At 72.1% G+C, this 14,153-nt stretch carries 11 protein-coding genes; 3 read left to right on the top strand and 8 right to left on the bottom strand.

From position 1 onward, the window contains the following. Window positions 1–88 precede the first annotated feature (88 nt). Window positions 89–1,474 carry an amino acid permease gene (locus IPJ95_04690; GenBank protein ID MBK7922917.1) on the top strand — a complete coding sequence of 462 codons (1,386 nt, stop codon included), beginning with the start codon at window positions 89–91 and terminating at the stop codon, window positions 1,472–1,474. A 58-nt stretch (window positions 1,475–1,532) separates the two neighbouring features. On the opposite strand, the gene IPJ95_04685 is transcribed toward IPJ95_04690, so the two are convergent. Continuing rightward, on the bottom strand, window positions 1,533–2,930 hold the full coding sequence (locus IPJ95_04685) for a M20/M25/M40 family metallo-hydrolase (protein ID MBK7922916.1): 1,398 nt from the start codon (window positions 2,928–2,930) through the stop codon (window positions 1,533–1,535). 189 nt (window positions 2,931–3,119) lie between these two features. Here IPJ95_04685 and IPJ95_04680 point away from each other — a divergent pair, with 189 nt between their 5' ends. Further along, complete coding sequence (locus IPJ95_04680; GenBank protein MBK7922915.1) at window positions 3,120–5,513, top strand: CehA/McbA family metallohydrolase; 2,394 nt, start codon at window positions 3,120–3,122, stop codon at window positions 5,511–5,513. A gap of 91 nt (window positions 5,514–5,604) precedes the next feature. Next, a complete protein-coding gene (locus tag IPJ95_04675; protein MBK7922914.1) occupies window positions 5,605–7,092 on the top strand; it encodes an amidohydrolase family protein in 1,488 nt (495 codons plus the stop codon). Here IPJ95_04675 and IPJ95_04670 read toward each other — a convergent pair. From IPJ95_04670 to IPJ95_04640, 7 genes are all read right to left on the bottom strand, one after another. Continuing rightward, a complete protein-coding gene (locus IPJ95_04670) occupies window positions 7,076–7,606 on the bottom strand; it encodes a GNAT family N-acetyltransferase (protein ID MBK7922913.1) in 531 nt (176 codons plus the stop codon). The genes IPJ95_04675 and IPJ95_04670 overlap by 17 nt on opposite strands. Continuing rightward, on the bottom strand, window positions 7,603–8,619 hold the full coding sequence (locus IPJ95_04665) for an ATP-grasp domain-containing protein (GenBank protein MBK7922912.1): 1,017 nt from the start codon (window positions 8,617–8,619) through the stop codon (window positions 7,603–7,605). Before IPJ95_04665 ends, IPJ95_04670 begins: the two co-directional genes overlap by 4 nt. Continuing rightward, window positions 8,616–9,650, bottom strand: a complete 1,035-nt coding sequence (locus IPJ95_04660; GenBank protein MBK7922911.1) for a D-alanine--D-alanine ligase — start codon at window positions 9,648–9,650, stop codon at window positions 8,616–8,618. Before IPJ95_04660 ends, IPJ95_04665 begins: the two co-directional genes overlap by 4 nt. A 379-nt stretch (window positions 9,651–10,029) precedes the next feature. Then, the gene (gene thyX / locus IPJ95_04655; GenBank protein ID MBK7922910.1) at window positions 10,030–10,782 is read right to left on the bottom strand and encodes an FAD-dependent thymidylate synthase; all 753 of its coding nucleotides are present in this window, start codon (window positions 10,780–10,782) and stop codon (window positions 10,030–10,032) included. Window positions 10,783–10,880: 98 nt separating this feature from the next. Further along, window positions 10,881–12,536 carry an FAD-binding oxidoreductase gene (locus tag IPJ95_04650; GenBank protein ID MBK7922909.1) on the bottom strand — a complete coding sequence of 552 codons (1,656 nt, stop codon included), beginning with the start codon at window positions 12,534–12,536 and terminating at the stop codon, window positions 10,881–10,883. Further along, the gene (locus IPJ95_04645) at window positions 12,533–13,618 is read right to left on the bottom strand and encodes a phytoene/squalene synthase family protein (protein MBK7922908.1); all 1,086 of its coding nucleotides are present in this window, start codon (window positions 13,616–13,618) and stop codon (window positions 12,533–12,535) included. Before IPJ95_04645 ends, IPJ95_04650 begins: the two co-directional genes overlap by 4 nt. Window positions 13,619–13,628: 10 nt before the next feature. After that, window positions 13,629–14,153 carry a hypothetical protein gene (locus IPJ95_04640; GenBank protein MBK7922907.1) on the bottom strand — a complete coding sequence of 175 codons (525 nt, stop codon included), beginning with the start codon at window positions 14,151–14,153 and terminating at the stop codon, window positions 13,629–13,631.

Raw genomic sequence — 14,153 nt, 5'->3', positions numbered from 1 at the left:
GCCGTGTCTCCGTGGTCGCGTTCCCGGCCATCGACCGCCGGCTGAGGGTCGAGCCCTCGGGTCCCCTCCCCCTTCTTCCGAGACCTCCGTGGACGCTGCCCCCCCCTCCCCCGACCTCAAGCGCAGCCTCGGCCTGCGCGATCTCGTCCTCTTCAACGTCGTCGCGGTCCTGAGCATCCGCTGGCTGGCCACCTCGGCGGCCAACGGGGTGGGGGCGCTCACCCTCTGGGTCGGCGCCGCGCTGCTCTTCTTCGTGCCGATGGGTCTGGCCACGGTGGAGCTGGCCACCCGGTTCCCGGAAGAGGGCGGCATCTACTTCTGGACCAAGCGCGCCTTCGGGCCGGGGCACGGGTTCCTCTGCGGCTGGTGCTACTGGGTCAACAACCTGCTCTACTACCCGAGCCTGCTGCTGGCCACCGCCACCATCGGCACCTACGCCCTCGGCGAGGCGGGCGTGCCGCTGCAGACGGCGTGGGGTTACCTCCTCCCCGCCACGCTGGTGCTGCTCTGGCTCGCGGCGCTGCTCAACATCGTGGGCGTGGGCACCGGCAAGTGGCTGCAGAATGCCGGCGCGGTGGCCGCCTACCTGCCCGGGGTGCTGTTGGTGGGGCTCGCGGCGTATGTGCTGGCCACGCGTGGTCCGGCCAACGACTTCTCGCTGGCGGCGCTGGTCCCCAGGGCGGGGAAGCTCTCCGACCTGAGCCTGTGGGCGTCGATCGCCTTCGCGTTCACGGGGATCGAGCTCTGCGCCGTGATGGCGGGCGAGGTCAAGGACCCGGCCCGGACCCTCAAGCGCGCCATCCTCGTGGCGGCGCCGCTCATCGCCGGCATCTACATCGTGGGCACCGCCGCCATGCTCATCCTGGTGCCGGCGGGCGAGATCAACATCGTCTCGGGGTTGCTGCAGGGCATCGAGCGGGGGGTGGGGCACGCGGGCCCGCTGCTCGGCATCCTCGTGCCCGCGGCGGCGATCTCGGTGGTGCTCGGCAACCTGGGGCAGGTGGGGGCGTGGCTCATCGGGCCGGCGCGCATCGCGTTCATGATCGGGCTCGATCGCTACTTCCCGCCGGCCTTCGGCAAGGTGCACCCCCGCTGGGGCACGCCCTACGTGGCCATCCTGGTGGAGGCGGGGGTGGCCACGGTGCTGCTGGTGGTGGCCGTCATGGGGAAGGGGTCGACCGTCGAGAAGGCCTACCTGGTCATGCTCGATACCATGATCCTCATCTACTTCATCCCCTTCCTGTACCTCTTCCTGAGCTACGTGAAGTTCACCGGCGCCGAGCCGAGCCCCACCGCCCGCGGCCCGCGGCGCTGGTTCGTCGGCGCCTCGGGGATCGGGCTCACGCTCTTCGGGATGGGGCTCTCGATGGTGCCGCCGGCGGAGGGCAGCGTGCTGGCCTTCGAGGCCAAGGTGGTGGGGGGCGCGCTGGCGTTCGTGGTGCTGGGGCTGTGGCTGTACTGGAGGAAGCGGTAGGGGGTTCGGCGGTTTGCGTGTAGCTTGACCCGCCCTACCGCCCTACCGCCCTACCGCCCTACCGCCCCGCCCCCGCCGGCAGCCGCTCCGGCAGGTCGGCGATCACATAGGCCATCACCGCCATCGTCGCCACGCAGCGCGCCACGTCCGCCGGGTCGAGCTTGTCCACCAGGTCGCCGGGGCTGTGGTGGTACCAGAAGTACCGTTCCCCCTCGGTGGCGAGACCCATCCCCGGCACGCCGCGGGCCATGAGCGGGGCGATGTCGGCACCGCCCCCCGGGGTGCTGATGCTGTCGGCGTCGATCGGCTCGAGCAGGGCGGCCACCCGGCGCACGATCGCCAGCGCGCTGTCGGTGCCGCTGAAGCCGAAGCCCCGGGGCCGGAACACCCCGCCGTCGGACTCGATGGCCAGCACGTGCTGCTCGACGTTGGCGCCCCGGGCATCGCGGTAGGCGTCGCCGCCGCGGCCGCCGTTCTCCTCGTTGGTCCAGCCCACCACCCGGATGGTGCGCCGCGGCCGCAGGCCCAGCGCCTTGATGATCCGCACCGCTTCCCAGGCCGCCACCACGCCGCCCGCATCGTCCATGGCGCCGGTGCCGACGTCCCAGCTGTCGATGTGGCCGCCCAGGACCACCACCTCCTCCGGGTGCTCGGCGCCGGTGATCTCGGCCATGACGTTGTGGCTCCGCGCGTCGGGCAGCGTCCGGGCCCCCATGGTGAGCTTCACCACCACCGGCTCCCCCCGGTCCTGCATCCGGTGCAGCATCATGGCGTCTTCCAGGGTGAGCGCCGCGATGGGGATCTTCCGGACCGCGCCCGTGGTGTCGTAGCGGGTGACGCCGGTGTGGGGGGAGCGGATGCTGTACGGGGCCACCGAGCGGATGAGGGCCGCCACGGCGCCCACCCTGGCCGCCTCGATGGCGCCGCGCACCCGGTACTGCACGGTGGCGCCGTAGCTGGTGAACGGGGCGTCGAAGAGGACGATCTTCCCCTTGGCCTCCGCCGCGCGGCGGGTGAGCTCCTCGAAGCTCGACACCACCAGCACCGGCGCGGTGATGCCCTGCGCCGGGGTGCCGATGCTCATGCCCAGCCCGAGCATGGGCAGCGGCGCGCGCCGGGGGGAGACCAGCTCCGCCGATTCGGCGCCCCGCACCCAGTGGGGCACCATCGCCGGCTCCTTCACCGGCCGGTCGAGGCCGTCCTTCCGCATCTCGGCCACGATCCAGTCGATGGCCCGCTCCAGGCTTTCCGAGCCGCTCAGCCGGTGGCCGAAGGTGTCGGTGAGCCGGGCCAGACGGTCCCAGGCGGCGCTGTCGGCCAGGGCGGCGCCGATGATCCGGTTGGCGGCATCGCGATACGGCTCGACGAGGGGATCGGTGGGGGCCTGCGCCGACAGGCTCGTGCTGGCGGAGAGGCCGATCAGGAGGCAAGATAGGGTCTGCAGCCGACGGAGCATGGCGGTCGTCTCGAGGGGGGCAAGAGGAACGTGACGCAACGTGGAACCCGATGGATCCGGGGCGGGACCGCCCGCCGGACGCCCGTAAGATACCTCGTCCCGCTCCTGCTGCTGGCCGCCCCCGCCACGGGGCAGCGGCAGACGGTGCTGCAGCAGATCGCGCTCCCGCACAACTACTACTACCGGGAGATGTACCTGCCGCAGGCCACCAGCGGTCCTTCCTCGGTGGCCTGGACCGCCGACGGCAAGGCGCTGATCTATTCCATGCAGGGCCGTCTCTGGCGCCAGGCGATCGGCGACTCGGTCGCCCAGCAGCTCACCACCGGCCCCTCCTACGACTACCAGCCCGACGTCTCGCCCGACGGCCGGTCCGTGGTCTACGCCGCCTACTGGAAGGACGCGGTGGAGCTGCGGGTGCTGGACCTCGAGACCCTGGTGTCCGAGCCGCTGGTGAAGAACGGGGCGGTGAACGTGGACCCGCGCTGGTCACCGGATGGCAGCCGCGTCGCGTACGTGAGCACGGCCTACGAGGGGCGATTCCACGTGTTCGTCGTCCCGGCGGCCGGCACGGCCGCGGACCCGACCCGTCTCACCGACGACCACGACTCCGGCCTCCCGCGCTATTACTACAGCCGGTTCGACCACTACCTCTCGCCCACCTGGTCGCCCGATGGCAAGGAGATCATCCTCGTCAGCAACCGGGGCAGGATCTGGGGCGCGGGGGGGCTGTGGCGGATGGAGGCGCGGCCCGGCGCCCCGCTGCGGCAGGTGCTGGACGAGGAGTCGGCCTGGCGCATGCGCCCCGACTGGGCGCTCGACGGCCGTCGCGTGGTCTATGCCAGCTACTTGGGCCGCCAGTGGCATCAGCTCTGGCTCACCACCGCCGACGGCGGCGACCCGCTCCAGCTCACCTACGGTGACTTCGACGCCACCGCCCCCCGCTGGGCCCCCGACGGCCGCCGCATCGCCTATATCAGCAACGAGGGGGGGAACACCTCCCTCAATGTGGTGAGCATCCCCGGCGGCAGCCGGACGCGGGTCGAGGCGCGGCGGCGGGTGTATCGCGAGCCGATGGGCCGGCTGGCCATTGCCGTGGTCGATGCCGCCACCGGCCGTCCCCTCCCCGCGCGGGTGTCCATCCGGCTGCCCGACGACCGCAGCGCGGTGCCCGACGACGCCTGGTGGCACGCCGACGATGCCTTCGACCGCGGCGACCGCGCCTTCGAGTACGGGTACTTCCACACGGCGGGGCGGAGCACCCTGTCGGTGCCGGCCGGCGCGGTGGCCGTGGAGGTGACCCACGGGCCGGAGTGGCGGCTGGTGCGGGAGACGATCACCGTCCCGGCCAACCAGCTCACCGCGCGGACCATCCGCCTGGCGCGGCTGCTGCCGCTGCCCGGGTGGACCTCGGGCGACCTGCACGTGCACATGAACTACGGCGGCCACTACCGCGCCACGCCGGCCACGCTCGCCCTCCAGGCCCGTGCCGAGGGGCTCAACGTGGTCGAGAACCTCATCGTCAACAAGGAAGACCGGGTGCCGGACGTGGGCTGGTTCACCGGACGCCCCGACCCGGTCTCCACCACCGACCTGCTCCTGCTGCACGACCAGGAGTTCCACACCAGCTGGTGGGGCCACACCGGCGCCCTCGGCCTGACCCGGCACCTGCTGCTCCCCGACTACGCCGGGTACGCCGGCACCCCGGTGGCGAGCCTCTTCCCCGACAACGCCACCGTCGCCGACGGGGCCCACGCACAGGGCGGGCTGTTCGGCTACGTGCACCCCTTCGACGAGGAGCCGAACCCGCTCGATACCGCGGTGGCCCTCCGCAACGCCCTGCCGGTGGACGTGGCGCTCGGCAAGGTGGACTACCTCGAGGTGGTGGGCTTCAGCGATCACCGCGCCACCTCGGCGGTGTGGTACCGGCTGCTCAACTGCGGCTTCCGCATCCCGGCCGGTGCCGGCACCGATGCCATGACCAACTACGCCAGCCTGCGCGGGCCGGTCGGCACCAACCGGGTGTACGTGCAGAGCCCGCTGCCCCTCGACCGGGGTCGCTGGTACGCGGCGCTCAAGGCCGGCAAGAGCTTTGCGACCAACGGTCCGCTGCTCCAGTTCAGCGTGGACGGCCAGGGGCCGGGCAGCGAGCTCGTGCTTCCTGCCGGCCCCCACGCCGCCGTGGTCAAGGTGCAGCTGCGCTCCAACGTGCCGGTGGACCACCTGGAGATCGTCGAGAACGGGCTGGTGGTGGCGTCACTCCCGCTCCGGGGCGAGCGCACCAGCCTCGACACCACGCTCACCCTCCCCGTCCGCCAGAGCGGCTGGCTGGTGCTGCGGGCGTGGAGCGAGCATGCCGCCGAGCCGGTGCTCGACCTCTACCCCTTTGCCACGACCAGCCCGGTGTACCTGACCCTCGGGGGCAAGCCGGCGCGGAGCACGGCCGATGCCGAGTACTTCCTGGCGTGGATCGACCGGCTGGAGGGCGGCGCGGCGGCGCACACCGGCTGGAACACCAGCCAGGAGAAGCGCGAGGTGCTGGACCGCATCCGCCGCGCGCGCGAGGTGTTCGCGGCGCGGCGGTAACCGGCACGGGCTCGGCGGCTTGATCGCTCGTTGGCTATACGGCGCCAGGCCCGCGTGCCCCCGCCGCGGCCTGCCAGTCGTCAGCTTTGGCATGCCGCTCTGGGGGCACGCGGTCCCGGTGCCACCCACCCGCCGGTGCGCGTGCGGCCGACCCACGGGTTCCCCCGCCGCCGCGTGCCAACGCCGACGACTGGCACGCGGCAGAGGGGGGACCCGTGGGGAGGTCCCACTCCTGGCAGCCGCAACACGAAATCCGAGGAGGATCCACCTGGTGAAGCCCTACCTGCTCGCCCTTGGCATCGCCGCGCTCACCGCCGGGCCGCTCGCCGGCCAGGACCTCATCGCGATCCGCGCCGGCCGCCTGGTGGACGTGGCGCGCGGCGAGGTCCGTGCCAACCAGGTCATCCTCGTCCGCGGTGAGCGGATCGAGGCGGTGCAGGCCGGCACGGCGCCGATCCCCCGGGGGGCCCGCGTCATCGACCTCTCGGCCCACACCGTGACCCCGGGGCTCATCGACCTCCACGCCCACCTGATCGGCGACATCTCCTCGTCGAGCCCGATCGCGCCGCTGACCCAGTCGGGGGCCCAGGACGCGCTGGCGGGGGTGCAGAACGCCCGGGCCACCTTGCTCGCGGGCTTCACCACCGTGCGCGACATCGGCACCTACCGCGCCTACGTCGACGTGGCCCTCCGCAACGCCATCAACGCCGGCATCGTCCGCGGCCCCCGGATGCAGGTGGCGGGAGCCTACGTGACGGTGTCGAGCGGCGCAGGGGAGGTCACCGGCATGGCCGCCGACGTGAGCGCCCCGGCCGACATGCGCCGCGGCGTGGCCAACGACGCCGCCGCGGTGCGGCAGCGGGTGCGCGAGCTCCTCAACGGCGGCGCCGATTTCATCAAGATCCTGGCGACCGGCGCGGTGTTCACCATGGGCACCCAGCCGGGGGCGCCGGAGTACACCGAGGAGGAGCTCAAGGCGGCGGTGGACGAGGCCGCCAATTACGGCACCTACGTGGCGGCCCACGCCCATGGGGCGGAGGGGATCAAGCGGGCGGTGCGGGCGGGGGTCCGGTCCATCGAGCACGGCTCCCTGGCCGATGACGAGGCCCTGGCGCTCATGAAGGCGCGGGGCACCTGGCTGGTGGCCGACATCTACAACGGCGACTACACCGACTCGGTCGGCGCCATCGAGCACTGGCCCGAGGAGATCCTGCGCAAGAACCGGGAGACCACCGGCACCCAGCGCGACGCCTTCCGGAAGGCCGTGGCCCTGGGCGTCCCCCTGGCCTACGGCACCGACAGCGGCATCTACCCCCACGGGCTCAACGCCCGCCAGCTCCGCTACATGGTCACCTATGGCATGACCCCGATGCAGGCGGTCCAGTCGGCCACGATCCAGGCGGCGCGGGCCATGGGATGGGAGGACCGGGTGGGGAGCATCGCGCCGGGGCGCTACGCCGACCTGATCGCGGTCAGGGGCGATGCCCTCGCCGATCTGGGCCGGTTCGAGGCGGTGGACTTCGTGATGAAGGGGGGCGAGGTGGTGAAGGAGCGGGGGGTGGCTACAGCGCCTTGGTGAAGATCACCTGGTCGTCGCCGGGGGCGTAGAAGCCGGGGACCCGCGCCACCGCGGCGTATCCCACCGCCTCGTAGAAGTCGCGGGTGGGGCCGTAGTCGGGGCGCCCGGAGGTATCCACCGCGATCAGGCGGGCCATCCCCGCCAGCCGCCCCTCCATCTCCGCCACCAGCGCCCGGGCCACCCCGCGGCGATAGGCGGCCGGGTCCACCGCCAGCCAGTAGAGGTCCCAGGTCCCCTCGGTGCAGGGGGTCTTCCCCCAGCAGATCCACCCCATCAGCTCGCCGTCCACCTCGGCGCCGAGGGCGTAGTAGGGGCGCGTCGCGTGCGAGCCACCCCACGCGCCGGCCGGGGGCCCCCCGGAGGGACCGGCGGGCGCCACGGCGTCGTGGAACACCTCGTCCGCGATGGCCAGCTCCTCCTCGCGGAAGACGCCGGTGGCGCGGGTGATGTCGAGGATGCGGACCGCGTCGGCGCTCGTCAGGTCCCGCAGACGAGGCCCGACGCGGTGGGTCATGCGGCGGGGGTGGCGGTGTCGACCAGAGCGGCCGCGGCCTGGCGGCTGCTGGAGCGGGAGAGCGCCTCGTCGACGATCCGGCAGATCAGGTCCTCGTACTCCCAGCCGTGGGCCTTGGCCATGCGGGAGAGGCCGGCGGCGTCGGAGATGTCGGGGTTCGGGTTCACCTCGAGCACGAACGGCTGGCCCGCGGCGTCCACCCGCATGTCCACCCGCCCGTATCCCTCCGCCCCGCACAGCTCCTCCCACGCCTGCCGCGCCACCGCCACCATCCGCTTGTGCAGGTCGGGGGCGATGTTGGCGGGACAGACCGGCACCGACCCCAGGTCCTCGGGGCTCCCCACGTCCCACTTGGCGGCGTAGGTGAGGATCGGCCAGCTGCCCTCGGGCATGTTGTCGAAGCACAGCTCGGCGATGGGCAGGACCTGGTCACCCACGAAGCCGATGTTGAACTCCCGGCCGGCGACGTACTCCTGCACCAGTACGGTGTCCCACTGTTCGACCGTCTCGGCCAGCCGCTTCTTGAGGGCGCGCTTGGAGGTGACCACCGAGCCGGCGTCGATCCCCACGCTGGCGTCCTCGGCGGCGGGCTTCACGATCACCGGCAGGGTCAGGTCGGCCGGGATCTTGTTGCCGTCACAGACCGCGAAGGGGGGGATGGGCGTCCCGCTCCGGGCCAGCAGGGTGTTGGCCACGTGCTTGCGGTGGGCCACCGTCACCGCCCAGGGGCGGCAGCCGGTGTAGGGCACCCCGGTCAGCTCCAGGGTGGCCACCACGAAGTCCTCGTACTTGGAATGGCCGCCGATCCCCTCGCAGAGATTGAAGACCGCGTCGGCCTTGCGGACCTTGGGGAGCCAGGAAAAGTCGTTCGGGGCGCGCACCGGGATGGAGCAGGTCTCGTAGCCGCGGCTGCGCAGCGCCGACTGCACCTCTTTGACGCTCTCCCAGACCGACGCCACGTCCTTGGCGTCCCATTCGTCCCAGCCCCCGTCGTACAGGACCGCAATCTTCACGCAGCCGCCTCAGCAAGGAGTGAACGTCCGCTGATCCGGCGCCAGGCGATGTCCGCCACGCTCCGGATCAGCTCGTCGTAACTCATACCAGCCGCGCGTGCCGCCTTGGGGAAGCACGAATTGTCCCGCGGGTCGGGCAGGATGCCGGGGAGCGGGTTCAGCTCCACCACGTTCGGGGTGCCTTCGGCGTCGCAGCGGATGTCCACCCGGCACCAGTCGCGGCACTCGAGGGCACCGTAGGCGCCCAGGGCCGCGGCCCGGATCTGGGTGGCCAGCCGCGCCGGCACCCGCGCGGGGCACTCGAACATCTCCAGCGGCTCATCGGGACGGTCCCAGATCCACTTGGCCTCGTAGCCGTAGATCGGGGGGGCGCCCTCGGGGAGCTCGTCGAACCGCATCCCGACGATCGGGAGGCAGCGCGCCTCCTTGCCGTTCCCCATGATGGCCACCGTGAACTCGGCCCCGGGCAGGTAGGTCTCGACCAGCACCGGCTCCCGGTAGGTCGAGAGCAGGTAGTCCACCTGCCGCACCAGCTCCTTCCGGGTGGCGCAGAGGCTCTTCACGCTCACGCCCTTCCCCGACCCCTCGAACGCCGGCTTGGCGAACAGCGGGAAGGGCAGGGTGCAGTTCCGGGCGTCGGCCACGGTGCGCGCCAGCAGGAACGGCGCGGTGGGCACCCCGCGGAGCTGCAGCATCTCCTTGGCCCGGCTCTTGTGGAGCGCCAGGGAAAGCGTCATCGGGTCCGAGGCGCTGTAGGGCACGCCCAGGAACTCGCAGATGGCCGGCACGTGGCCCTCGCGGTTGGGGCCGTACAGCCCCTCGGCGATGTTGAAGACGAAATCGGGCCGCGCCTTGGCCAGCTTGGTCGGGAAGTCGGCGATCGCCTCGAGCCGGATCACCTCGCCCAGCGGCCGGAGCGCGCGCTCGACGGCATCGATGGTCGCCGGTTCGTCCCACTCGGCGTAGAGGTCTGGCTGGGGAAGGTCGTAGCGGAGATCGCGGGAAGAGCCGGAAACACTGGGGGAGGCGATACTGGCCCCGGCGCTGGGGGCCGGTGCTTCCGGTCTCAAGTTGAAGGCAAGTCCTATGCGAACTGCCAAACGATCCTCTCTGCGTCGGGTCACCGCGGTGCATCGAAACCCGGTTCAAACGAGCGAACCTGCGCGATGTCTTGCAGATACCGTATCTAAAGTAAGAAAGTCATCAAGAACACACAATAGTTTTTTCGGTACTTTTTTCAGGAAGTTGATGGCGAGCCCATGACGCCGGGAAACGGGAAACGGGAAACGGGGGGAGCGGATCCGCGTCGCGATGCCCAGCCCGGGCCAGGTCCAGGGATGCAGAACGGGGGACCGCATGCCGCGGCCCCCCGCTTCCCGCTTCCCGTTTCCTGTTTCCCGGCAGCGCCGTTCAGACCTTGTGGTACCCCACCCGTCCCGCCTCCGTCCCGTCGGACCCCTTGTAGATCTCGAAGTCCGCGAAGAACGAGGGCGACTCCTTCCGCAGCGCCTTGAGGCAGGCCATCGCCATCCGGCGGATCTCCAGCTCGGCCCCCTCCCCCAGCCGCAGCTCGAGCATGGTCCGCCAGGCCCGGATGTTGGCGCTCACCACGATCTTCACCTCGGTGGCGTTGGGCAGGACGCTCCGGGCGGCCTCGCGGGCCATCTTCCGGCGGTGAACCTTGTCCTCCACCCAGCCGTACTTCTCCATCAGGTGGTCCACCGCCTGGACGTAGGCATGCTGGGCGGCCTGGACCTGGCCGGTCCACTCCCGCTCCAGCGCCGGGTCCCCGATGATCGCCGGGGGCATGACGAACGCCGCGTGCGACTCGTCCACGTAGCGCTGGGAGAGCTGGGAGTAGCCGAACCCCGCCCGGTGCCGCACCAGCTCGTGGCTGCACGACCGGCTGATCCCCTCGATCAGCAGCACGTAGACCGCGTGCTCGAACACCGAGCCGTGCCCCTGCCGCAGGATGTTCTCCAGGTATTCCTGGGTGGTCCGGCCGGCCGGGTTGTGCTGGCTCATGTAGCAGATCCGGCCGGCGAACTCCGCCAGCTTCTCCCCATCGGAGGACTCCCCCTTCCACTGGACGGGAAGGTGGCCCGGTTCCACGAACTGGGGCCGCGCGATGAGGGTGATCGTGGGGGATGTGATGATATCCATGGGTCCGTACTGCCGGGAAAAGGGTCGGGACAACGAGAAACGGGAAAAGGGAAAAGGGAAAAGGGAAACGGCACCCGCGGTTCGGGGGGAGCGGGGCTTCAAGCCCCGGCTGGGGCTCCGCTTCCCGCTTCCCGGTTCCCGCTTCCCTGCAGTTCGGCGATCTCCATCCGGCTCCGGGCGTACCCCCCGGTCCGCTCGATCTCCCGCAGCGCGCCGGCCACGTCGGCGGGGATCTCCGCCGCCCCGGGCCCGAGCTTGAGGGCGCCCAGCGGGTCGAGCCCGGTGGCGAGCTTCACGCCGGGGTTCAAGATACCACGGGGGTCAAAGGCGGTCTTCACCCCCCGGAACAGCGCCATCACCTCGGGCCCGTACTGCGCCTCGAGCAGCGGGGCACGGAGTCGGCCGTCGCCGTGCTCCCCGCTCACCGTGCCGCCGAGCCGGATGGCTGCGGCGTTCACCTCGTGGTACAGCGCGGTCACCCGCTCCACCCAGCCGGCCTGGTCCACCTGGGGCAGGGCGTTCACGTGGACATTGCCGTCACCGGCGTGGCCGAAGATGACCACCATGATCCCCTGGCGGGCGGCCGCGGCCCGGATGGCCGTGACGTACGCGCCGAGCCGGGGGAGCGGCACGCAGCCGTCCTCGATCACCTGCAGGGAGCGCCGGTCCGGCGGGAGGCTCGCGAGGATCGGGCTCGCCGCGTGGCGCAGCGACCAGAGCCGCTCCTCCGCCTCGGGGGTGAGGGCGGTCTCGATGTCGCCGGCAGAGGCGCCGACCGCCCGCACCGCATCGCCGGCCACCCCCCGGGCGGCGGCATCGGTCTCCCGCTCGAACTCGACGAGGAGCGTGGCCTCGGCCCTGAAGGACTCACTTGCCGCCGAGCCGACCAACTCCATGAACGTCCGGTCCAGCAGCTCCACCGCCGAGGGGTCGAGCGCCACCAGCGCCTGGACCACCGGCTCCAGGTCCTCGAGGGAGCGGAGCGCGATCCGCAGGCTGCTCCGCGCCGGGGCGATGGGACAGAGCCGCCACCGGATCGTGGTCATGAACGCGAGCGTCCCCTCGGAGCCCACCAGCAGGTCCACCAGGTCGCCGGTCTCGAGCCAGTGATCCAGGGCATAGCCGGCGGTGTTCTTCCGCACCTTCGGGAACCGGGCCCGCACCAGCGCCGCCGCCGCCCGGATGGCCGGCGCGGCCTCCCGTTGGAAGCGCTCGACCGCCTGCAGACTCGGCTTCATCCCGCCGCCCGACCGCCCGAGCCACCCCACCTCCCCATCCGCCGTCACCAGCTCGAGCCCCTGCACCCACGGCCGGGCGGGCCCATAGCGTACCGTCCGCGCGCCGGCCGCGTTGGTGGCGACCATCCCGCCCAGGGTTGCCCAGCGACTGCTCGAGGGATCGGGGGGGAGCCGGAGGCCGTGCGCGGCGGCGGCGGCGTTGAGTTCCTGCTGGGTGATGTTGGCGCTGGTGAGGGCGGTGCCGGTGGCCGGATCGATCTCCAGCCGCCGCGGCATCCGCTCCCGCAGGTCGACCAGGACGCCGCTCCCCACCGCGTTGCCGGGGATCCCGCTGCCCGCGCCACGCGCGGTGAGCGGTGTATCGCTCTCCGCCGCCCAGCGCATCAGCGCAGCCAGCTCCGCCGTGGAGGATGGCAGGGCGACGGCACTCGGCACCACGCGGTAGATCCCGGCGCCTTCGGAATAGGCCGCGCGGATCCGTGGCTCGGTATGGAACCGGCCCGGGGCGGTGCTCATCCGCGCTGGCCCCCGAGGCCCGGCCGCGGCCCGCGGATCAGCCAGCGGAACAGCGCCCGGAGCGCCCAGTTGCAGGGTGCCAGCAGCACCGTTGCGGCGAGGATCCCGTAGACCTCGTGCCGCGGCATCTTGATCCGCTCACCCCGCACCAGCCGTTCGGGGTGGGCGTGGATCAACGCCACGGTGCGGCAGGCAAAGAAGAGGCTGGTCAGACAGAAGACCCGCACCCGGACGGCGTGGCGCGGGAGGGCGGTGGAGTACGCCAGGGCGTCTTCCAGGCAGCGTTCGTTCTCGGCCAGGAGTGGCGCGACCATGCTCCAGGCGCGCGCCTCGGTGCCGGGCGTGCCGAATGCCTCGGGGGTGAGCCCGGCGCCCGCCCACAGCGCTTCGGGGATGAAGCTCCGGCCATGACGGTGGTCGTCGGCGATGTCGCGGATGACGTTGGTGAGCTGCAGCCCGAGCCCGAACTGCGGCGCCAGGCGCTCCAGGGTGGCCAGGCGCTCCGCCCCGATCCCCGAGATGTGACGGGTGAAGAGTCCGGTGAGCAGGTGACCCACCGTCCCCGCCACGTACCAGCAGTAGCGCCGGAGGTCATCCATGGTGCGGAGCAGCGGGGCCGGCCCGCCGGTGCTCGGCTTGAGGCAGCTGGCCATGCCGCGCACCATCTCCTGCACCCACGGCGCCACCGCCGCCTGGTCCGCCGCCGGCAGCCGCCGGAACTCCCGCAGCACCCGGTCGGCGTGCTCCATGAGTCCGCCGAGCGCCTGGTCGCTGGGCCAGCGGACGGCGCGGATCTCCCCGAAGCTGGCCGTCGGGTCGCTCATGGCGCGATCCACCTCCTCGAGGAGGCTGCGCCGGTCGGCCACCGAGAGCGCGGGATGATCCTCGGCGGTATCCGCAATGCGGCAGATCAGGTACGCCACGGCCACCGGTCGGGAGAGCTCGGCCGGGAGCAGCCGGATGCCGAGCGCAAAGGTACGGGAGACCCGTGGCAGGATGTCACGGCAGAACGCCCAGTCCTCCTCGGGCAGCGCCGCGGGCCGGGCCCCGGGGGCCGCGCGGGGAGCGGTCGACGCCTCCATGCTCAGCGGGTCATCGCTGGGGCGGGGGTGCGGGCGGGCCTTCCGCCGGGGCGGCCGCGGCCGGCTCCTCGCGGTTGTACAGCCGGGCCAGCTCGGAGACCACCTGCTCGATCCGCTTCCCCACCGGATGATCCGGCGGCACCTGCTCCTCGAGATCGCGCGGGGCGCGGCTCGGGTCGGCGAGCGGCCGGTAGACCGTCTCCACGATGATCGTGCTGAACCCCTGCCGGCTCGGGTTCACCCAGGCGCGCACCTGCACCACCCCCGGCCCCACCGCCCGGCGGCGGGTGGCGCCCTTGGTGGCGGCATCGAACCAGGCAGTCTCGATGAAGCCGTCCCGGAGCTGCACGGTGGTGACCGGCAGGGTGTCGCTCCGCAGCACGGCGGCGAGGGTCTCGGTGGCGTCCTGCATCTCCAGCTCCAGCTCGGCCGTGGCCGCGCCCGTCACCGGCGGATAGAACGGCCGGGTGGTGTACGGGCTGCACCCGGCCAGCAGGAGCAGGGCCAGCGAGGCGGATCGGCGGAGCGCTGTCAT

Source organism: Gemmatimonadota bacterium, assembly GCA_016713785.1.
Taxonomy (GTDB): Bacteria; Gemmatimonadota; Gemmatimonadetes; order Gemmatimonadales; family GWC2-71-9; genus JADJOM01.
This window is presented reverse-complemented; position numbering and strand designations above follow the sequence as displayed.

What these genes read in the sequence shown, in the direction of transcription:
- IPJ95_04640 (MBK7922907.1), bottom strand. Translation starts at nt 14,153, where the DNA reads ATGACAGCGCTCCGCCGATCCGCCTCGCTGGCCCTGCTCCTGCTGGCC.
- IPJ95_04685 (MBK7922916.1), bottom strand. Translation starts at nt 2,930, where the DNA reads ATGCTCCGTCGGCTGCAGACCCTATCTTGCCTCCTGATCGGCCTCTCC.
- IPJ95_04650 (MBK7922909.1), bottom strand. Translation starts at nt 12,536, where the DNA reads ATGAGCACCGCCCCGGGCCGGTTCCATACCGAGCCACGGATCCGCGCG.
- IPJ95_04680 (MBK7922915.1), top strand. Translation starts at nt 3,120, where the DNA reads ATGTACCTGCCGCAGGCCACCAGCGGTCCTTCCTCGGTGGCCTGGACC.
- thyX (MBK7922910.1), bottom strand. Translation starts at nt 10,782, where the DNA reads ATGGATATCATCACATCCCCCACGATCACCCTCATCGCGCGGCCCCAG.
- IPJ95_04670 (MBK7922913.1), bottom strand. Translation starts at nt 7,606, where the DNA reads ATGACCCACCGCGTCGGGCCTCGTCTGCGGGACCTGACGAGCGCCGAC.
- IPJ95_04675 (MBK7922914.1), top strand. Translation starts at nt 5,605, where the DNA reads ATGCCGCTCTGGGGGCACGCGGTCCCGGTGCCACCCACCCGCCGGTGC.
- IPJ95_04645 (MBK7922908.1), bottom strand. Translation starts at nt 13,618, where the DNA reads ATGGAGGCGTCGACCGCTCCCCGCGCGGCCCCCGGGGCCCGGCCCGCG.